We start from the raw sequence: 19,738 nt of genomic DNA, 5'->3' as shown, positions 1-19,738 counted from the left end.
CCATACTACGCCCGTTCGGCCGGCTTCACCTCAAAGCCCGGTCAGCATCGCATCGGCGGGCGCGTCTGCGCGCAATTGTGCGGTGAGGATGAAGTAGACGAAGCCTGCCGCCATGAAGCCGAGGAAGATCAGCCCGATCAGTGCGTTGAACCAGGCCATCGCCACCAGGCACACCAGCGCCAGCAACAGGGCGATCCCCGGCACGATCGGATAACCCGGTGCGCGGAAAGTACGTTCCAGGTTGGGCTCGGTTTTACGTAGCTTGAACAGGCTGAGCATGCTCATGATGTACATGACGATGGCACCGAACACGGCCATGGTGATCATCGCCGCGGTCAGGGTCATGCCGCCGAGGTTGATCAGACCGTCGCTGTAGATCGCGGCAATGCCGATCAGTCCACCGGCGATGATTGCCCGGTGCGGGGTCTGGAAGCGTGACAGTTTGGCCAGGGAGGCGGGCAGGTAGCCGGCGCGGGCCAGGGCGAAGAACTGCCGCGAGTAGCCCAGGATGATCCCGTGGAAACTCGCCACCAGGCCGAACAGGCCGATCCACACCAGCATGTGCAGCCAGCCGGAGCTTTCGCCGACCACGGTTTTCATGGCTTGGGGCAGGGGATCGTTGATGTTCGACAGGGTGCGCCAATCGCCGACGCCGCCGGCCAGGAACATCACGCCCATCGCCAGGAACACCAGGGTCAGGATGCCGCTGATGTAAGCCTTGGGAATCGTGCGTTTCGGGTCCTTGGCTTCTTCGGCGGCCATGGCCGCACCTTCGATGGCCAGGAAGAACCAGATGGCGAAGGGAATCGCGGCGAACATGCCGGCAATGGCCGGTGCGCCGAACACATCCGAACCGGCCCAGCCGTTCAGGGCGAAGCTGCTGAAACTGAACGCCGGGGCCACGACGCCCATGAACACCAGCAGTTCGGCCACCGCCAGGACACAGACAATCAACTCGAACGTCGCCGCCAATTTGACCCCGAGGATGTTCAGGCCCATGAACACGATATAGGCGCCGACTGCGGCGTGTTTCGGGTCCAGCGCCGGGAACTGCACGTTCAGGTAGGCGCCGATGGCCAGGGCAATGGCTGGCGGCGCGAAGACGAATTCGATCAGCGTCGCCAGCCCTGCAATCAATCCGCCTTTCTCGCCGAAGGCGCGACGGCTGTAGGCAAACGGCCCACCAGCATGGGGAATGGCGGTGGTCAGCTCGGTGAAACTGAAAATGAAGCAGGTGTACATGGCCGCCACCATAAAGGACGTCATCAGGAAACCTAGCGTCCCGGCCACGCCCCAGCCATAGCTCCAGCCGAAATACTCGCCGGAAATCACCAGGCCGACGGCAATGCCCCATAAATGCAGGGTGCCCAGGGTGGGTTTGAGTTGTGTGTTCATCAGTGGCTCCCCTCGATCCATAGCAAAAGCGCTGGGAGGGGCAGTGCAGTGGGCGTGCCAGTGTGGCGGGGGCGGTCGTAATGGGTGAAATCGTGTCGTATCGGGGATGTTCGCTGCCGGATGGCCTGGTTTTGTGCCCCAGTTCAGAGCGTCGGCACCTGTCCAGGCCTCATCGCGAGCAAGCTCGCTCCCACAGGAGGTACAGTGGACAACAGATCAAAATGTGCGAGCGAGCTTGCTCGCGATAGGGCCAGCCCAGCCAACCAACCCCTCATTTTTTACACTTTCTTTATCCCCCACGCCCTCTCTCGATCTCGTTCCTTTACAGCCTCCCTGCCGACAATCACCCCACACACGGCACGACGCCGTACCACGGAGAAATCCCATGAGTGTTCTGGACGGGGTGTCGCTGCTGCTGGCAGTGGCGCTGTTCATTTATCTGCTGGTTGCGCTGTTGCGCGCCGATCGGAACTAGGAGCGGCTATGCACGGTTATGACTACGGGCTGATCCTCGCCTTTTTCGCCCTGGTGCTGATTCCGGCACCGTTTCTGGGGCGTTTTTACTACCGGGTGATGGAAGGCCAGCGCACCTGGCTTTCCCCGATCCTCGGCCCGGTGGAGCGCGGTTGCTATAGCCTGGCCGGTGTCGATTCCAGCGCTGAGCAGAGCTGGCAGAAATACACCCTGGCCATGTTCGCGTTCAACCTGGCGGGTTTTGTGTTGCTGTTTGCGATTCTGCTGCTGCAGGGACATCTGCCCCTCAATACCGAGCAACTGCCCGGCATGGAGTGGACCCAGGCCTTCAACACGGCCGTGAGTTTCATGACCAACACCAACTGGCAGTCCTACAGCGGCGAAGCGTCCCTGAGCTACCTGAGCCAGATGGCCGGCCTGACCGTGCAGAACTTCGTCAGCGCCGCCACCGGACTGGCCGTGCTGGTGGCGCTGTGTCGCGGGATCGGGCGCAAGTCCGCCACGACGCTGGGCAACTTCTGGGTCGACATGACCCGTGCCACCCTCTACGGATTGTTGCCGCTGTGCCTGCTGCTGGCGTTGTTCCTGGTCTGGCAGGGCGTGCCGCAGACCTTCGCGCACTATGTGCACGGGGTCACGATGCAGGGCGCCGACCAGGTCATCCCGCTGGGGCCGGCCGCCAGCCAGATCGCGATCAAGCAATTGGGTACCAACGGCGGCGGTTTCTTCGGCGTCAACTCGGCCCACCCGTTCGAAAACCCGACGGCCTGGAGCAATCTGTTCGAGCTCGCGTCGATCATCCTGATTCCCGCCGCGCTGGTGTTCACGTTCGGTCATTACGTCAAGGACCTGCGTCAGAGCCGCGCGATCATCGCCTGCATGCTGGCGCTGTTCCTGATCGGTGGCGCGACGTCGTTGTGGGCCGAATACCAGCCCAACCCGGCCCTGAACGACCCAGCCGTCGAACAGACCGCGCCGCTGGAAGGCAAGGAAACGCGCTTCGGCACCACCGCCACGGTGCTCTGGTCGGTGACGACCACGGCAGCGTCCAACGGCTCGGTCAACGCCATGCATGACAGTCTCAACCCGCTCAGTGGCATGGTGGCCCTGGTGAACATGATGGTCGGCGAGGTGATCTTCGGCGGCGTCGGGGCCGGGCTCTACGGGATGCTGTTAAACGTGTTGATCGCTGTGTTCCTGGCTGGCTTGATGATCGGTCGCACCCCGGAATACTTGGGCAAGAAGCTGGGCGCCCGAGAGGTGCAACTGTTGGTGGCAACCCTGCTGGTGATGCCCGTCAGTGTGTTGGTGCTGGGGGCCGTCGCCGCGAGCCTGCCCGGGCCTGCCGCAGCGGTGAGCAACCCGGGTGCCCACGGGTTCAGCCAGTTGTTGTACGCCTACACCTCGGCGGGAGCGAACAACGGTTCGGCATTCGGCGGGTTCGGCGCCAACACACCTTTCCACAACCTGATGCTGGGCCTGGGCATGTTGATCGGCCGGTTCGGCTACATCCTGCCGGTGCTGGCATTGGCCGGCAGCCTGGCCTTGAAGAAAACCGCGCCGATTGGCCAGAACAGCTTTCCCACCCACGGCCCGCTGTTCGTGACCTTGTTGACCGTGACCATCCTGCTGGTGGGTGGCTTGACCTTCCTGCCGACCCTGGCGCTGGGGCCGATTGCCGAACACTTGAGCATGGGCTTCTGAGGATCTGATGATGAATATGCCGATGAGCAAAACCGTCGCCGTCAAGGCGCCGGAACAACCGAAGACCCACCTGTCGGCCCTCTGGCGGCCGGCGCTGGTGCAGGCTTTCGTCAAGCTCGATCCCCGCCAGTTGCACCGTGCCCCGGTGATGCTGGTGGTGGAACTGACCGCGATCCTCACCACCGTGTTGTGCTTCATTCCGGACACTACGGTGCCGACCTTCGTCGCCGCGCAGATTGCGCTGTGGCTTTGGTTCACCGTGCTGTTCGCCAACTTCGCCGAAGCCTTGGCCGAAGGGCGCGGCAAGGCCCGGGCCGACAGCCTCAAGGCCGGCAGCGAAGGCCTCAACGCACATCGCCAGACTGCCGGCGGGTTCGAAACAGTCCCCGCCACTCGTCTGCGCAAAGGCGATGTGGTACGCGTCGAGGCCGGCGACATGATCCCCGGCGACGGTGAGGTGATCGAAGGCATCGCTGCGGTCAACGAGGCGGCGATCACCGGCGAATCGGCACCGGTCATCCGCGAGTCCGGCGGCGACCGCTCGGCCGTCACCGGCAATACGCGGCTGGTCTCTGACTGGCTGCTGATACGCATCACCAGCAATCCCGGCGAATCCACCCTGGACCGCATGATCGCTTTGGTGGAAGGCGCCAAGCGCCAGAAAACGCCGAACGAGGTGGCGTTGGATATCCTGCTGATCGGCCTGACGCTGATCTTCCTGTTGGTGGTGGTGACGCTGCAACCGTTCGCCCATTTCGCCAACGCCAGCCTGCCGCTGGTGTTTCTGGTGGCGCTGTTGGTCACCTTGATTCCCACCACCATCGGCGGGCTGCTGTCGGCCATCGGCATCGCCGGGATGGACCGGTTGGTGCGCCTGAACGTGATCGCCAAATCCGGCCGTGCGGTCGAGGCGGCGGGAGACGTGCATGTGTTGATGCTGGACAAGACCGGCACCATCACCTTTGGCAATCGGCGTTGTACGGCGGTCTATGCCGCCCCTGGTGTGAGTGCCAAGGAACTGGCCGAAGGCGCGTTGTTCGCCTCGTTGGCTGACGACACGGCCGAGGGCAAGTCCATCGTCGAGTACCTGCGAGGTTTGCACCCACAGCCCGAGCCAGGCGTCGAGGCACTCACGGCCGTACCGTTCAGTGCCGAAACCCGTCTGTCCGGGGTCGACTATCAGGGGCGCATCTACCGCAAGGGCGCCGTGGATTCGTTGCTGGATTTCATCGGCCTTGCACGCAATGAATTGCCGCCGGCCCTGGCGCGGGAAGTCGACAAGATCGCCCAGAGCGGCGGTACGCCGTTGCTGGTGTGCGCGGACGGCATGCTGCTCGGCGCTATCCATCTCAAGGACGTGGTCAAGCCCGGCATCCGCGAGCGTTTTGCCGAGCTGCGCAAGCTGGGGATTCGCACGGTGATGGTCACCGGTGACAACCCGCTGACTGCCGCCGCGATTGCCGCCGAAGCCGGTGTCGACGACGTGTTGGCGGAGGCCACGCCGGAGAAAAAACTGGCGCGTATCCGTCACGAGCAAAATGACGGTCGGCTGGTGGCCATGTGCGGCGACGGCGCGAACGACGCCCCGGCCCTGGCCCAGGCCGATGTCGGCATGGCAATGAACGACGGCACCCAGGCCGCGCGGGAAGCGGCCAACATGGTCGACCTCGACAGCGACCCGACCAAACTGCTCGACGTGGTGCAGATCGGCAAGGAGCTGTTGGTGACCCGTGGGGCGCTGACCACCTTTTCCATCGCCAACGACATCGCCAAGTATTTCGCCATCCTGCCGGCCCTGTTCGCGTCGATTTATCCACAGCTCGGCGTGCTGAACGTGATGCACCTGAGCAGCCCGCAGAGCGCGATTTTGTCGGCCATTGTCTTCAACGCCTTGATCATCGTCGTGCTCATCCCTCTGGCCCTGCGCGGCGTGCGCGTGCAAGCCGCAAGCGCGGCGGCGCTGTTGCGGCGCAATCTGTTGATCTATGGCCTGGGCGGGATCGTGGTGCCGTTCGTGGGGATCAAGGCGATCGATATGTTGCTGACGGCGTTGCACCTGGTTTGAGTTCACCATTTGTGGGAGCAAGGCTTGCCCGCGATGAACGATGACGCGGCCTTGCTTGGGATCGAAGTGTCTGCATCGCGAGCAAGCTTTGCTCCCACAAGGCGATTCCCAGGATTTACTTCAATCGAGGATTTTGAAATGTCCACTCTGATTCGCCCGGCCTTGAGCCTGTTATTGCTGATGAGCCTGATCACCGGTGTCGCCTACCCACTGGTGGTCACCGGCGTGGCGCAAGTCGCCTTTCCCACCCAAGCCAACGGCAGCCTGATCGTCGATGCCGCCGGCAAGGTCCGTGGCTCGACGCTGATCGCCCAGGACTTCACCGGCGATGCCTGGTTTCATCCACGGCCATCGGCCGGTGCCTTCGCCACGGTCGCCAGCGGTGCCAGCAATTTCTCCCCGAGCAATCCGGCCCTGGCCACACGAGTGATCGATGACGCCCGCAAGCTTCAGGTGCCTGGTCAGGGCCCGGTGCCGCTGGCATCGCTGACCACCTCCGGCAGCGGGCTGGATCCGCACTTGCCTCCGGCGGCAATTGCCTATCAACTGGCGCGTGTCGCCGCCGCGCGCAACCTGCCGGCCTCGACCTTGCAGCAATTGCTCGACGACAACACCGAGCAACCCCTGGTGGGCCCACCGGTGGTGAATGTGCTGGCGCTGAACCTGGCCCTGGAAAAACTGTAGAACTTGTGGGAGCGAGCTTGCTCGCGATGAGGGTGTATCAGTCACCATCAATGTTCGCTGAGCTGCCGCTATCGCGAGCAAGCTCGCTCCCACAGGGGGGCTGAACCATTCGAAACAAGAGAATCCCCAGCATGAGCGACTCCGGCCGCGCCGACGCACTGTTAGCCAATCTGCCCCGTAACGGCCGTGGCCGGCTCAAGGTCTTTCTTGGCGCGGCCCCCGGTGTCGGCAAGACCTACGCCATGCTGCAAGCGGCTCACACCCAACTGCGCCAAGGCGTGACGGTCATCGCCGGGGTGGTGGAGACCCACGGCCGAAGCGAAACCGAAGCGCTGCTCGGCGGCCTGGCGCAGCAGCCGTTGGTGCGCTCGGAATATCGCGGCGTGATACTCGAGGAAATGGATCTCGACGGCTTGCTCGCCGCCCGGCCGCACCTGGTCCTGGTGGACGAACTGGCCCACAGCAACGCCCCCGGCAGCCGCCATGCCAAGCGCTGGCAGGACATTCAGGAACTGCTCGCAGCGGGCATCGACGTCTATACCACGGTCAATGTCCAGCATCTGGAAAGCCTCAACGACCAAGTACGCGGCATCACCGGCGTGCAGGTACGCGAGACGTTGCCGGACTGGGTCCTGCAGGAAGCCGATGAACTGCTGCTGATCGACCTGCCACCCCGTGAGCTGCTGGAGCGTCTGCGCGATGGCAAGGTCTACGTGCCGGAACAGGCCCGGGCGGCGATCGATGCGTTTTTCTCCCAGACCAACCTGACCGCGTTGCGTGAGCTGGCGATGCAGACCGCCGCCGCCCAGGTCGACAATGATCTGGCCCTGGGCTATCGACAACTGGGCCAGGCCGCGCCGGCGGTGCGCGGGCGCTTGCTGGTGGGGGTGGACGGTGATGTGCAGGCTGAACGCCTGGTGCGCCATGCCAGCCGCGTCGCCCAGCGTCGGCATTTGCCGTGGAGCCTGGTGCACGTGGACAACGGCAGCGCCCGTGACGAGGCCTCGCGCCAGCGCCTGCAGAATGCCCAGCAACTGGCTGAACGCCTCGGCGGCGAAGTGGTGCTGCTGCGGGCCGGCGAAGTGGCCAGGACGCTGATCCAGCACGCCAGCGAACGTCGCGCCACGCTGGTGCTGGTGGGCCAGTCCCGGCCGCGCCTGCGCCGACGGCTGTTTGGCGGCGGCCTCGCTTCGCGCCTGCTGCGCGATGCCCGGGGCCTGGAAATCAATGTGTTGGACAGCGATGAGCAACCGCGTCCCGCCCGCGTGCACTCAGACGCCGTCCAGACCAGATTCGATTATGTGCTGGCGTTGCTGGCGACCGTGGTGGCCAGCGCATTGGCCTGGGGAATCTCGGGATTGCTGGCCTTGCCCAATATCTCCCTGGTGTTCCTGATGGCGGTGTTGCTGGTGGCCGTACGCAGCAGCCTCGGCCCGGCGCTGGCCTGCGCGGCGCTGTCGTTCCTGGCCTATGATTTCCTGTTCATACCGCCGAATTTTTCCCTGACCATCCAGCGCGAAGAAGACGTGCTGACGCTGGTGTTTTTCCTGCTCATGGCGGCCCTGACCGGCAACCTGGCCGCTCGCCAGCGCCGCCAGTTGCAGGCCCTGCGCGACACCCAACAGGAAACCGGCGAACTGCTGGACCTGTCCCGCAAGCTCACTGCCGCCACCGACCGCCAGGCCGTGATCAGCGCCGCCGCGCAGCACCTCAACGGTTGGCACGATTTGCAGCTATGCCTGCTCGACCGCGACAGCCAGGGCGGTTGGAAAGTCGAAAGCGGCGAGCCGTTGACCCTCACCGAGGCCGAGCGCGCGGCGGCCGACTGGTCCTGGCAGCACGATCAGTCGGCCGGCGCCGGCACCGGGACACTGCCTTCCGGGCGTTGGTGGTGGTGGCCGTTGTCGGCGGAGGGCGGGCCGCTGGCCTTGCTGGGTGTCTGTCCGAAAGAAGGCCAGCCCCTGAGTGGTCAGCGTCGCCGTTTGCTGGCGGCCCTCAGCCAGCCATTGGCCCAGGCGCTGGCTCGGGCGCAACTGGCCCAGGACCTGGAAGCGGCGCGCCTGCATGGTGAAACCGAGCAACTGCGCAGCGCTTTGCTGGCGTCCGTGTCCCACGATCTGCGCACACCGCTGACCGCCATGCGCGGCAGCATCGACAGCCTGTTGGCGCTGGGGGAGGCGATCCCGCTGGCCGATCGTCGCGAGCTGCTCGAAGGCACCCGCGATGAAGCCGAGCGGTTGGATCGCTACATCCAGAACTTGCTGGACATGACTCGTCTCGGCCACGGCGCCCTGAAGCTGGCGCGGGACTGGGTGGCGCCGGCTGACATCGTTGGCAGTGCGCTGAATCGCCTGCGAGCGGTGTTGGCGCCCCTGGCGCTCACGGTCGAGGTGCCGGCTGAATTGCCCTTGCTGTATGTTCACGCGGCGTTGATCGAACAGGCCCTGGTGAACGTGCTGGAGAACGCGGCGCGGTTCTCGCCAGCCCAAGGACGCCTGCTGCTGTGTGCCGGGGCGACCGCCAATGAGGTGTTTTTTGCCGTGGCCGATGAAGGCCCCGGGATTCCTGAAGAGGAGCGGGAGAAAATCTTCGATATGTTCTACACCGCCGCGCGCGGTGATCGGGGCGGGCAGGGCACAGGCTTGGGATTGGCGATCTGCCAGGGCATGGTCGGTGCCCACGGCGGGCGAATCAGCGTGGCCGATGGCCTCGACGGACGCGGCACCTGCATCACGTTGCACTTGCCGTTGCAGGCGCAACCGGGCATGGACGATGAAGCTTGAGCCTGGCTGAGATACTCTCTTGTCACTTGCGTGCCTTTCCACTGGATTGCAACGAACGAACCCCATGAGCCAGACCGCGACCCTTTTGGTCATCGATGACGAACCGCAGATCCGCAAATTCTTGCGCATCAGCTTGAGCTCCCAGGGCTACAAGGTGCTGGAAGCCGGCACCGGCGCCGAAGGGCTGGCCCAAGCGGCGCTGAACAAGCCCGATCTGCTGGTGCTCGACCTGGGCCTGCCGGACATGGACGGCCAACAGGTGTTGCGCGAATTTCGCCAATGGTCGACGGTGCCGGTGCTCGTGCTCTCGGTGCGGGCCAGCGAAGCGCAGAAAGTCGAGGCGTTGGACAACGGCGCCAACGATTACGTGACCAAGCCGTTCGGCATCCAGGAATTCCTCGCCCGTATCCGCGCGTTGTTGCGCCAGGCCCCGGCCGGCGAGCCACAGGAGGCCGCGCTGAAATTCGGCCCGCTGACGGTGGACCTGGCCTATCGACGGGTGCTGCTGGACGGCACCGAAGTGGCCCTGACCCGTAAGGAATACGCCGTCCTGGCGCAACTGGCGCGGCACCCGGGGCGGGTCATCACCCAGCAGCAATTGCTCAAGGACATCTGGGGCCCGACCCACACCGAAGACAGTCACTACCTGCGGATCGTGGTCGGTCACCTGCGCCAGAAGCTGGCCGACGACCCGACCCGGCCGCGGTTCATCGTGACCGAGGCGGGGGTGGGGTATCGGTTGTTGGGGGAGGGTGGGCTTTAGTTCTGTGTTGTCCGGGCTGCCGTCATCGCGAGCAAGCTCGCTCCCACAGGGTTCAGTGGGAGCGAGCTTGCTCGCGATGAGGCCCCCACAGCCAGCGCAAATGCCTAGTTCTGTTCACGCTCATAGCGATCCAGGGTATCGCTGGCAATCTCCCGCCCCAGGGCGATCAACTCCGGCGCCTTGTAGAACTCGAAAAAACGGCACACCCGTTTCGGCACGTTGATCAGCACATCCGGCGGGTAACCGGCGATCTTGTACTGGGCCAGCGAGGTCTGCATCACTTCGAAACTCTGGTTGATCAAGTCCAGCAACGAAGCCGGGCCGACGTTATCGATGATGAATGAACCGGTGGCGGATTTCGGTGCGCCTTCGTTCTCTGGCGCGGCAGCCGGTTGTTGGCCCTCGGGCTCGGCCGAGTCGATCCACGGGTTGATCTCGGCGGCCTCGGCCTTCAAGGCTTCTTGCTCCAGCAGCAACAACTGCTCGGCCTGCTTGCGGCGAAACGGCAGGCGCGAGCCCAGGGAACTGACCAGGGTGTCGAAGCGGCGCCTGAACGCGGCGGGGCGCGGGATCACCGGTAATCGGTACTGTTTCTGGTTGGTGGCGTTGAGGTTGACCGCGATGATCAAGTCGCAGTGGCTCGACACCACCGGCACGATCGGCAACGGATTGAGCAGGCCGCCATCCACCAGCATGCGATTGCCTTGCATCACGGGTGTGAACAGGCTGGGAATCGCCGCTGAGGCGCGCATCGCCTGGTGCAGGCAGCCTTCCTGGAACCAGATTTCCTGCTGGTTGGTCAGGTCGGTCGCGACGGCGGTGTAGGGGATGCGCAGCTCTTCGATGTTGAGCTCGCCGACGATCTTGCGGATCTGCCCAAAGACCTTCTCGCCACGAATCGCCCCCAGGCGAAAACTGACGTCCACCAGGCGCAGGACATCCAGGTAATCCAGGCTTTCGATCCAGTTGCGATACTCATCGAGCTTGCCCGCCGCATAGATCCCACCCACGACAGCCCCCATGGAACAGCCAGCGATGCAGGCAATGTCGTAGCCACGTCGTTCGATTTCTTCGATCACCCCGATATGGGCATAGCCCCGGGCGCCACCCGAGCCCAATACCAATGCGACACGTTTTGTCATGACCCGGCCTCTTGTCGAACAGACTTCAACAATGCACTCATCGACGGCTCGGCTCAATCGTTGTGGCGCGGACGTCGTTTTTTGACACGCTGCGACGGCATTTGCGTATGCTCGGCCACACTTGAATTTACGCGGTCAAGCAAGGCACTTTTCGCCGTTGCCACCGTCTTAACAGCACGACTGTTGACCTGACCTGAGGTGTTATTGATGAAAGCCCGGATCCGCCTGCCTTTGGTGGCATCTTTGATGATTTTGGCCCTGGCCGGTTGCGCAGGTAAAACCGCTTACCGCGACAGTTGCGGCAGCCAGCTCGACAGCGCCTGGCGTGAACTGGACCTGGCCAAGGCCGAAGGCTTTGCCGGCACCGTCAGCTACTCCAAGGCCTTGTCCCTGCTGACGGGCGCCAAGACCCAGCAGCAATTCGAAGCGTTCGAAGGCTGCTCCAAGAAAGCCGAGAAGGCGCGTTTCTACATCCGCGAATCCCGCGCGGGACGATAAAGGCAGCGACAAGCAATCGGCTGCAAGCTACAAGGGAAGGGGGCAGAATCTTTTTTCACGGGTAGCTTGCGGCTTGACGCTCAACGCTGTGTACGGAGTACGTCCATGATCGATCGGCTGGTGGCCCGCATATTGGGCCTGGAAGTCCGCCTGTTGGCCTGTCAGGCCCGCTTGAATGCCCACACCGACAGCGAAGCGCTGCATGACCTGCGGACCACGGTGCGCCGTTTGCGCAGCCTGCTTCGTCCGCTGCGTGGGTTGCCCGGTGTCGAACAACTGGAAACGGCGGCTTCGGCGGTGGGCACCCTGACCACGCCCCTGCGCGACCGGGAGGTGTTGGCGGCCTACCTTGAACAACATGGCCTGGCCGAGGCGGCGCGGCGACGCCAGATACAAATGGCCGATGCCTATCCCGCCGTGGCCGCGAGTGTTGAGCTGGCCCAGTTGCTTATGATGCTCGATGCCTTTCCGCGCTTCGTTCGCGCCGCCCAGCGTGAGGGGCTGCTGAAGGGCTTGCGCAAACGCATCGAAAAGCGCCTGGACAAACAGTGGAAGAAACTCGGCGAAGCCCTGCGTGATCCCGCCCATGATCGCCACCGGTTGCGCCTGCTGATCAAGCGCGTGCGCTACGCCATCGAAGCTTACCCTGAGCTCGACCGCTTGCCCGAAGCCGCCATGCCACGGCTCAAGTCCGCCCAGGGTGCGCTGGGTGACTGGCACGATTGCTGGCAATGGCTGGCCAGGGCCAAGGAAGAAACCGATCTGCAAGCTTGCGTGCCCACCTGGCACGCCACGATGGAAAAGGCCGAGGCCAAGTCCGACAAGGTGCTCGACAAGCTGATTGCCAGTTGCTTCGAAAAGTCCTGAATCCACCTCATTTCCACTTGTGGGAGCGAGCAAGCTCGCTCCCACAAGTGGGGTGGGGGTGATTCGAGATCCTCGGCTTTTCTGCCAGCCTCTTTGGCCGGAATGAGCCCTGTGCCACCTGCCTGGGCTGGTTAAGATGCCGTCATCCCCTCCCCCTGTTTTCGAGGTCGTCATGCGCTTTTCCGAGTTGATCGATGCCGTGCGCCGGCAGCCAGGTGCGGTGACTATCGCGCCAGAGTGGGGCCAGGGCCGTGCCAGTTTTGGCGGGTTGGTGGCGGCGCTGCAATATGAGGCGATGCGTGCCCAGGTGCCGGCGGATCGCCCGGTGCGTTCCCTGGCGATTACCTTCGTCGGCCCGGTCGAGCCCGACGTGCCGGTCAGTTTCGAAGTCGACGTGTTGCGAGAAGGCAAGGCGGTAAGCCAAGTGCTGGGGCGCGCGGTGCAGAACGGTCAGGTGGTGACCGTGGTGCAAGGCAGCTTTGGTGCCTCGCGCTCGTCCGTGGTGGCGGTGCAGGCCGATCCCGCGCCGGAATTCAAGAGCGTGGAGCAGTCCCAGGAGCTGCCTTACGTCAAGGACATGACCCCGGAGTTCATGCGGCACCTGGCGATGCGCTGGAGCGTCGGCGGCGTGCCATTCAGCGGTAATAAATCCCGAAGCATGGGCGGCTGGGTGCGCTTGCGTGGCGATGTGCAGGAGGAGCCGCTGAACGAAAGCCATATCCTGGCCTTGGTGGACGCCTGGCCTCCGGCGTTGTTGCCTCACCTCTCGCAAATGGCCCCGGGCAGCACGCTCACGTGGACCATCGAGTTCGTCCAGCCGCTGCTGGACCTCACGACGCTGGACTGGTGCAAGTACCTGGCCGAGATCGAACATGCCCAGGACGGCTACGGCCATGTTGCCGCGAAGTTCTGGAGCGCCGATGGCCGCTTGATCGCCCTGAGCCGGCAGACGGTAACGATCTTTGGTTAAGGCCGCTTCGGCTAAGGTTTACGGTTGTGACGGTGGCGATCACGCCAGGCGCGCCACCAGCCACCGCTGAGAAAGAACCGCGGAAAAGTCAGGAACTGTTCCACCAACAGGCGTGACACGGCATCCTTGCGATCGCTGAACGGCTCGGAGGCCTGGGCCTCGAGGCTGTGTCCGTGACGCTGCAGGCCGAGTGCCGCGAGCAGGCCGATGACGCCGATGGCGATGTCCCCCAGGCTCAAGCTGAACACGCCCGTCACAATCAGCAGAAAGGCGATGATGAACAGTGGCACGGCAATCAGGTGCAACACCAGGTTGGTGGGGTGACGATGATTGTCGGGGTAGGCGCGCCATTGCCAGGCTGGAAGATTGGGGTGACGTTTGCCCATGATGCTATTCCCTCGATTCGTGTGCGCTGATGCTTGAAGAATAGGTGCCTGCAAGGGCGACTGCGAATCGAGGTTGGTTATCGAGGCGATAGCGTTTCAAAGGTTACATTTGAGTTGACTGTACTGGCCTCTTCGCGAGCGAGCTCGCTCCCACATGAGGGGCTGTCGGGCTCACAAACTTTTGTGTCCGACTCGATCCCATGTGGGAGCGAGCTTGCTCGCGAAGGCGTCCTCAAAGTTTGAGCTGCCCGATCGCCTTGCTCAACTCGCCCGCCAACGTTGCCAATTCATCGCTGGTGGTGGCTGAATCGACGGTCTGGCGCACGGTGTTTTCGGTCACATCGCGAATGCTCACCACCGCCCGGTTCATTTCCTCGGCGACGTGGCTTTGTTGCTCGGCCGCGACCGCGATCTGGGTGTTGCTCTCGCGCATTTGGGCCACCGCTGCGGTGATCTGTGCCAGCGCGTCGCCGGCCTCGCGGGCCTGTTGCACGCAATCGTCGGCCTTGAGCGAACTCTCCTGCATGAAGTCCACCGCGTCCCGGGTGCCGGCTTGCAGGGCCGCGACCATGAGGGTGATTTCATCCGTGGAGGCCTGTACCCGCTTGGCCAGGTTGCGCACCTCGTCGGCCACCACGGCAAAACCTCGGCCCATTTCCCCGGCCCGCGCCGCTTCGATGGCCGCGTTCAGGGCCAGCAGGTTGGTTTGCTCGGCGATGCTGTGGATCACATTGACCACGCCGTTGATCTTCTGACTGTCTTCGGCCAGGCGCTGGATCATTTCGGCAGTCTGCTGCACGCCCGACGACAATCCGGTGATCGACAGTTGCACCCGACCAACCACTTCGTGACCGTTGCCAGCCAGGGTGTCGGCGGTTTTCGACAGGTCGCGGGTGGCGCCGGCGTGCTGGGCGATGTGATAAACCGTGGCGGACATTTCGTTGATCGCCGTGGCTGCCTGATCGGTTTCGCTTTGCTGGCCGAGCATGCCGTGGCGAACATCGTTCATGCTCGACGCCAGGCGCGCCGCACCACTGTCCAGCTGTCGGGCAGTACTGGCTACGGTGTCGACCACCCGTTGATAGCCGGCCTGCATGGCGTTGAACGCCGCCGCCATCTGGCCCACTTCGTCCTTGCAGGCCAGAGGCACGCGGGCGGACAGGTCGCCGGTTTTTTCCACATGCAGCATCACGTCTTTGAGCGTGTTGAGTTGGCTGAGCAAAAAGCGGATCAACAGCTGCGACGCGCCCAACATTGCCAGCATCAACACGAACACGGCCATGGCGTATTGGCTGAAGCGTTCCCCGAACACTTGGCTCAGGCTTACACCTCGGGCCAACACCGCGAGTGACTGTCCGTCATCTCGACGGATCACTTGGGCACCCAGCAACGGATCGTCGCCAAGCAGCGGCCCGGCATCGAGTTCGACCCAGCCATCGGCCTGAGCCAGCGAAGGCAACGGTCGTTCGTTGAACACCGGGACCTGGTCGCGCCGGAAGGCCAAGAGACCGTCAGCTCTGGGCAAGGGTTGCCCGGCAGGCCAGGCCTTGAGCACCTGTGCCTGTGCCTGGGCGTTCGCCAGGGCGGCGTGGTTGCGCGCCTGCTGTTCAAGGTGCACCGCGTAGAGCACCAGCAGCAAGGTGGTGATGAAGGCGACCGCATTGACCGCCCAGAATTTGTATTTCAACGAGATATTGCTAAGCCAGGCACCCATGGAAGGTCTTCTCTGATAGCGGAAACAGCATTGGCAAGGTGCCATTATTCTGCCGCTATTCAGGTGCCGGGATTTTGATGTGGGTCAACAGAGGGCTGACAGACAACGAAGTCCTCTTGTGGGAGGGAGCTTGCTCGCGATAGCGGTGTGCCAGTCAGCCAATGTGCAGGCTGATACGCCGCTATCGCGAGCAAGCTCGCTCCCACAGGGATTTGCAGGGGTCAGGAGATCGTGGGTAGTCCAAAGAACGCCCGGGCGCAGGCGCTGCTGTGGGCTGCCAGGTCTTCCTGGGTTTCGCCCCGGTGCAAGGCCACTTCGCGCAGGACTTCCGTCAGGTAGGCCGGCTCGTTGCGCCCGTTCTTGGGTTTGGGCCGCAGCGTGCGGGGTAGCAGGTAGGGCGCGTCGCTTTCGAGCATCAGTCGGCCACGGGGTATTTCGCGCACCAATGGGTGCAGGTGCGTGCCGCGGCGTTCGTCGCAGATCCAGCCAGTGATACCAATATGCAGGTCGAGATCGAGGTAGCTGAACAACGCCTTTTTTTCCCCGGTGAAGCAGTGCACCACGGCCGCCGGCAATTGATCGCGAAACTCCCGGAGGATGTCCAGCAAGCGCTGGTCGGCGTCGCGCTCATGCAGGAAGACCGGTAATTGCAACCGGACCGCCAGGGCGAGGTGTTCCTCCAGGACCTTTTCCTGCTGGGGGCGGGGCGAGAAGTCTCGGTTGAAATCCAGCCCGCATTCACCCACCGCGCGCACGCGGCTGTGCGTCAGCAGGTCCTCGAGGTGCCGGGCGCTGTCGGCGGTCCACTCGCTGGCGCTGTGGGGGTGAATGCCAGCGGTGGAAAACAGTCGTTCCCCGGTCTCGTCGAGGTGTTGGCACAATTCCAGGGCCTGTTCGCTGCCCTCGATACTGGTGCCGGTCAAGACCAGTTGGCAGACCCCGGATGCATAGGCGCGCTCGAGCACCGCCTGGTGTTTGTCGGTGAAACTGGGGTTGGTCAGGTTGACGCCGATATCGATGAGTTGCATGGTGCTACCTCGGCCCAAAGGCCGGAAAGCATATCAGAGCTGTAGATTTATAAGAAAAGCCAAGAACTACAACGAGTTGAGGCTGTCTGTTAAGGTCGCGAGACACATAGAATTGGTATAAAAGCCATCACTGTGCCAGTCTTCCGCACTTTTTCAGCGTCCAAGGCGCTCTGTTTCTGTCGACTCAGCCTCGTTTTTCACGGAGGCGGTCCGCAGTATTCCTTCCGGAGAGTGGATGACACGTCCCCAGGTATTGTTACTGTTGTGTTGTTCGCTGCTGTTGCCGATACCGGCCGAAGCACGGCTGCCCGGGCCGGTGCAGGCGGCGGCACCGGGTACGGTGCGCGACCTGGCGCAGATCCGCAGCAGTCGTGTGTTGAAGGTTTTGGTCAACCAGAGCCGCAACAGTTCCGGTGAAGTCCAGGGGCAGCCCATTGGCGTCGAATACCATCGGCTGCGCGCCTTCGAGCAATACCTCAATGGCCACGCCCGGGACGGCCAGGAAATTACCCTCAAGATCATTCCCAAGGCCAAGGACCAACTGCTCGGTGCCTTGCAGCGCGGGGAGGGCGACCTCGTCGCGCCGGGTGAGCTGCTTGAGCCTCAGGCCGGCCATGCCGTCAGCGCCAGCAACCCGATCCGTACCGACGTGCCTTTGCTGTTGGTGGGCATCAAGGGAGAGAAGCGTTACACGCGCGTGGAACAGCTTTCCGGCAAGACCCTGGCCCTGCCCAACGGCAGTGCGGCGGGGGATGCCGTGAGCCAGATCAATCAGAAACTGGCGCTGCTCAAGCTGCCGCCGGTGAAGATCGAATGGGTCGATCCTACCCTGGCTGTGGAAGATGTCCTGGAGATGGTCCAGGGCGGGATTTTCCATCTGACCATCGTCGAGCAACCCATTGCCGAGCGCTGGAGCAAGATCCTGCCTAAGCTGCGCTTCGACCGCCAGGTGCTGATCGGCGAGCCGAGTGACGAGTATTGGTTCGTTCGTCGTGACGCCGCCATGCTGCGGGCGAGCATCGACCGATTCCTGGTGACCTACAAGGTGCCCTCCAACCAGGACGCGGCATTCCTGCGCATCTACCGGCGTTTGTACCAGGTCCACTATCCGCTGGCCCGGGCCAACCGCCAACGCTTGGAAAACCTGCGTCCGGTGCTGCAAAAACATGCCGATGCCCAGGGCATGGACTGGCTTAACCTCGCGGCCCTGGCTTTCAAGGAGTCCGCTCTGCAACCCAACGCCCGCAGTGGTGCAGGCCCCACCGGCCTGATGCAGATCACCCCGGCGGCAGCCCAGCGGGTCGGGGTCGATAACATCCAGAACCTGGATGCCAACGTGCAGGCCGGCGCCAAGTACCTGGCCCTTATCCGCCGCAAGTTCTTTGCCAGCCCCAAGCTCAACGAGCGTGAACGCATGGCCTTCGTCCTGGCGGCCTACAACATGGGCCCGGAGCGCGTCCAAGGCATGCGAGCCGAGGCCCGGCGGCGGGGGCTGAACCCCAACCAATGGTTTTTCCAGGTCGAACGCATTGCCATGGAGCAGGTAGGAATGGGCGCCGTCAGCTATGTTAATAGTGTGAATAAGTACTACCTGGCGTTTGATCGTGAACGGGAGTCCTTGGAACCGAAGGAGCAAAAGGTTGCATTGCGTAAGTGATCGAATAAACTGATTGGTATTACGGATTTTTTCCGCTTTTAGCATGAATTTTATTGATTAATATAGCGGCCACTCTCTACTACTCCCAAGGAATGACTTCATGAGCACTCTCATCAACAAAGTTCTGTTCACCCGCGCCGGCTATGGCTTGACTGTCCTGCGCATCGCCGTCGGTGTCATATTTGCCGCCCATGGCTCGCAGAAACTCTTTGGCCTGTTCGGTGGCTACGGCCTGGCAGGTACGGCGCAGTGGATGGAAAGCATCGGCCTGACCCCGGGCTATGTGATGGCGACACTGGCGGGCGGTACGGAGTTTTTCGCCGGGCTGGCGCTGATCGTCGGCCTGCTGGCGCGTCCTGCGGCACTGGGCCTGGCCTTCCTGTCGCTGGTGGCGATTTTCTCCGTGCACATCGGTAACGGCTTGTTCATGGCCAACAACGGTTATGAGTTCGCCCTGGCGTTGCTGGCAGGCAGTATCGCCGTGCTGATCGAAGGTGCGGGCAAGCTGTCGGTCGATCGCGCCATCGCGGGTTGAGTGCACCGTTGGAACCCGAGGCCCGTCTTGTACGGGCCTTTTTTATGGGGAGTGATTCTTGACACTGGCCGGTCAGCTTCTCTAGGATGCCGCTCATGCGCCGATTTAAACAGCTACTTGCGGGGCGCCAGGTGACTCCTCCCGTTGCCGATAGAAGCCGGAAAGACACGGCTTCGAAATACCGCTAAAGCGCTGGTTCGGTGTTGCCTCTCACCTGCCATGCAGACTTTCGAGGCAGAGACACGACACGATGAACGCACCCAGTCCCCTTGTACGTCTTGCGCCGATCACGGCGAACCTTGTGCAACGCAACCCGAAAATTCTCCTGGGTGGCACTCACCAGCCAACACTCCTGCGTTACCTCGACGGCTGGCCGCGTCGCAACCACGGGCCTGCCGCTTTCCTGATCCAGTTTGTCGAAGACGGTGAGTCACTGGCGCGTTTTGCCAATGACAGCTTCGACCTGGCTGTCATCCAGTCCCCCAGCGCAGCGCACGCTCCTGAAATGATCCGGCAACTGACCCGTGTCGCACGGCAGGGCTTGATCACGCGCCGTTGAGGTGAGGGTCACGGATAAGCGATGTCCACGATGTAGACCCGTTTCTCGCCTGTGGGCGTCTGGACGCTGACTTCGGCGTCCAGGGCCTTGCCGATCAGCGCCCGTGCCAACGGCGAGTCGATGCTGATCAGGTTCTGTTTCAGGTCCAGCTCGTCCGGGCCGACGATGCGGTAGCGTGATTCCTTGCCATCCTCATCTTCAACCGTGACCCAGGCGCCAAAATATACCTTGTTCGGATCGCTGGGTTTTTCGCTGACCACTTTGAGCGCTTCGAGGCGCTTGGTGAGGAAGCGCACGCGACTGTCGATTTCCCGCAGCATTTTCTTGCCGTAGGTGTATTCGGCATTTTCCGAACGATCACCCTGGGCCGCCGCCTCGCTGACAGCCTGGGTCACCTGGGGACGGCGCACATGCCACAGCTCATGGAATTCAGCGCGCATCCGCGCCTCACCCTCGGGGGTGATCAGCGCGGTGCCGGCGGTGCGGGGTGGGCGATAACGGCTCATGGCAACTT

18 protein-coding genes are annotated in these 19,738 nt (G+C 63.0%); 12 read left to right on the top strand and 6 right to left on the bottom strand.

Annotated elements, in window-relative coordinates:
* Positions 1-30 precede the first annotated feature (30 nt).
* Positions 31-1,395 carry an ethanolamine permease gene (eat, locus tag BLQ55_RS05970; protein WP_092252896.1) on the bottom strand — a complete coding sequence of 455 codons (1,365 nt, stop codon included), beginning with the start codon at positions 1,393-1,395 and terminating at the stop codon, positions 31-33.
* Between the two features lie 385 nt (positions 1,396-1,780).
* Here eat and kdpF point away from each other — a divergent pair, with 385 nt between their 5' ends.
* The 6 genes from kdpF (at position 1,781) to BLQ55_RS05940 (ending at position 9,868) form a co-directional block, all read left to right on the top strand.
* On the top strand, positions 1,781-1,870 hold the full coding sequence (gene kdpF / locus BLQ55_RS05965) for a K(+)-transporting ATPase subunit F (RefSeq protein ID WP_003218754.1): 90 nt from the start codon (positions 1,781-1,783) through the stop codon (positions 1,868-1,870).
* Positions 1,871-1,878: 8 nt separating this feature from the next.
* Complete coding sequence (gene kdpA, locus BLQ55_RS05960; RefSeq protein ID WP_092252894.1) at positions 1,879-3,573, top strand: potassium-transporting ATPase subunit KdpA; 1,695 nt, start codon at positions 1,879-1,881, stop codon at positions 3,571-3,573.
* 10 nt (positions 3,574-3,583) lie between these two features.
* Positions 3,584-5,638: a potassium-transporting ATPase subunit KdpB gene (kdpB, locus tag BLQ55_RS05955; protein WP_092252892.1), complete on the top strand. Its 2,055-nt coding sequence runs from the start codon at positions 3,584-3,586 to the stop codon at positions 5,636-5,638.
* A gap of 138 nt (positions 5,639-5,776) precedes the next feature.
* Positions 5,777-6,322 (top strand): potassium-transporting ATPase subunit KdpC, encoded by a 546-nt coding sequence (gene kdpC, locus BLQ55_RS05950; RefSeq protein WP_092252890.1) that lies wholly within the window; start codon positions 5,777-5,779, stop codon positions 6,320-6,322.
* Positions 6,323-6,453: 131 nt separating this feature from the next.
* The gene (locus BLQ55_RS05945) at positions 6,454-9,105 is read left to right on the top strand and encodes a sensor histidine kinase (protein ID WP_092252888.1); all 2,652 of its coding nucleotides are present in this window, start codon (positions 6,454-6,456) and stop codon (positions 9,103-9,105) included.
* A gap of 64 nt (positions 9,106-9,169) precedes the next feature.
* Complete coding sequence (locus BLQ55_RS05940; protein ID WP_060738564.1) at positions 9,170-9,868, top strand: response regulator; 699 nt, start codon at positions 9,170-9,172, stop codon at positions 9,866-9,868.
* Positions 9,869-9,972: 104 nt separating this feature from the next.
* On the opposite strand, the gene BLQ55_RS05935 is transcribed toward BLQ55_RS05940, so the two are convergent.
* Positions 9,973-11,010 (bottom strand): patatin-like phospholipase family protein, encoded by a 1,038-nt coding sequence (locus BLQ55_RS05935; RefSeq protein WP_092167582.1) that lies wholly within the window; start codon positions 11,008-11,010, stop codon positions 9,973-9,975.
* Between the two features lie 207 nt (positions 11,011-11,217).
* On the opposite strand from BLQ55_RS05935, the gene BLQ55_RS05930 reads away from it, so the two are divergent.
* From BLQ55_RS05930 to BLQ55_RS05920, 3 genes are all read left to right on the top strand, one after another.
* Positions 11,218-11,508, top strand: coding sequence for a hypothetical protein (locus BLQ55_RS05930; RefSeq protein WP_060738562.1), 291 nt, complete (start codon positions 11,218-11,220; stop codon positions 11,506-11,508).
* 105 nt (positions 11,509-11,613) lie between these two features.
* Positions 11,614-12,375, top strand: a complete 762-nt coding sequence (locus BLQ55_RS05925; RefSeq protein WP_092197651.1) for a CHAD domain-containing protein — start codon at positions 11,614-11,616, stop codon at positions 12,373-12,375.
* 172 nt (positions 12,376-12,547) lie between these two features.
* Entirely contained in the window at positions 12,548-13,345 is a 798-nt protein-coding gene (locus BLQ55_RS05920; RefSeq protein WP_092252886.1) for an acyl-CoA thioesterase, read from the top strand.
* Between the two features lie 11 nt (positions 13,346-13,356).
* Here the strand turns inward: BLQ55_RS05920 and BLQ55_RS05915 are convergent, their stop codons facing one another.
* The 3 genes from BLQ55_RS05915 to BLQ55_RS05905 form a co-directional block, all read right to left on the bottom strand.
* Positions 13,357-13,731: a terminase gene (locus tag BLQ55_RS05915; RefSeq protein WP_092252884.1), complete on the bottom strand. Its 375-nt coding sequence runs from the start codon at positions 13,729-13,731 to the stop codon at positions 13,357-13,359.
* A gap of 232 nt (positions 13,732-13,963) precedes the next feature.
* A complete protein-coding gene (locus tag BLQ55_RS05910) occupies positions 13,964-15,445 on the bottom strand; it encodes a methyl-accepting chemotaxis protein (protein ID WP_092252882.1) in 1,482 nt (493 codons plus the stop codon).
* A gap of 221 nt (positions 15,446-15,666) precedes the next feature.
* Positions 15,667-16,473 (bottom strand): TatD family hydrolase, encoded by an 807-nt coding sequence (locus BLQ55_RS05905; RefSeq protein ID WP_092252880.1) that lies wholly within the window; start codon positions 16,471-16,473, stop codon positions 15,667-15,669.
* Positions 16,474-16,708: 235 nt separating this feature from the next.
* On the opposite strand from BLQ55_RS05905, the gene BLQ55_RS05900 reads away from it, so the two are divergent.
* The 3 genes from BLQ55_RS05900 (at position 16,709) to BLQ55_RS05890 (ending at position 19,224) form a co-directional block, all read left to right on the top strand.
* A complete protein-coding gene (locus BLQ55_RS05900; protein WP_092252878.1) occupies positions 16,709-18,130 on the top strand; it encodes an MltF family protein in 1,422 nt (473 codons plus the stop codon).
* A gap of 100 nt (positions 18,131-18,230) precedes the next feature.
* On the top strand, positions 18,231-18,665 hold the full coding sequence (locus BLQ55_RS05895) for a DoxX family protein (protein WP_092167599.1): 435 nt from the start codon (positions 18,231-18,233) through the stop codon (positions 18,663-18,665).
* Positions 18,666-18,915: 250 nt separating this feature from the next.
* Positions 18,916-19,224, top strand: coding sequence for a hypothetical protein (locus BLQ55_RS05890; RefSeq protein ID WP_092197641.1), 309 nt, complete (start codon positions 18,916-18,918; stop codon positions 19,222-19,224).
* Positions 19,225-19,232: 8 nt separating this feature from the next.
* On the opposite strand, the gene greB is transcribed toward BLQ55_RS05890, so the two are convergent.
* Positions 19,233-19,730 (bottom strand): transcription elongation factor GreB, encoded by a 498-nt coding sequence (gene greB, locus BLQ55_RS05885; protein ID WP_003199337.1) that lies wholly within the window; start codon positions 19,728-19,730, stop codon positions 19,233-19,235.
* Positions 19,731-19,738 lie beyond the last annotated feature (8 nt).

The organism is Pseudomonas sp. NFACC13-1, assembly GCF_900104425.1.
GTDB classification, from domain to species: Bacteria; Pseudomonadota; Gammaproteobacteria; order Pseudomonadales; family Pseudomonadaceae; genus Aquipseudomonas; species Aquipseudomonas fluorescens_AA.
The sequence above is the reverse complement of the archived record's forward strand: the minus strand, read 5'-3'. Positions and strand labels throughout refer to the sequence as shown.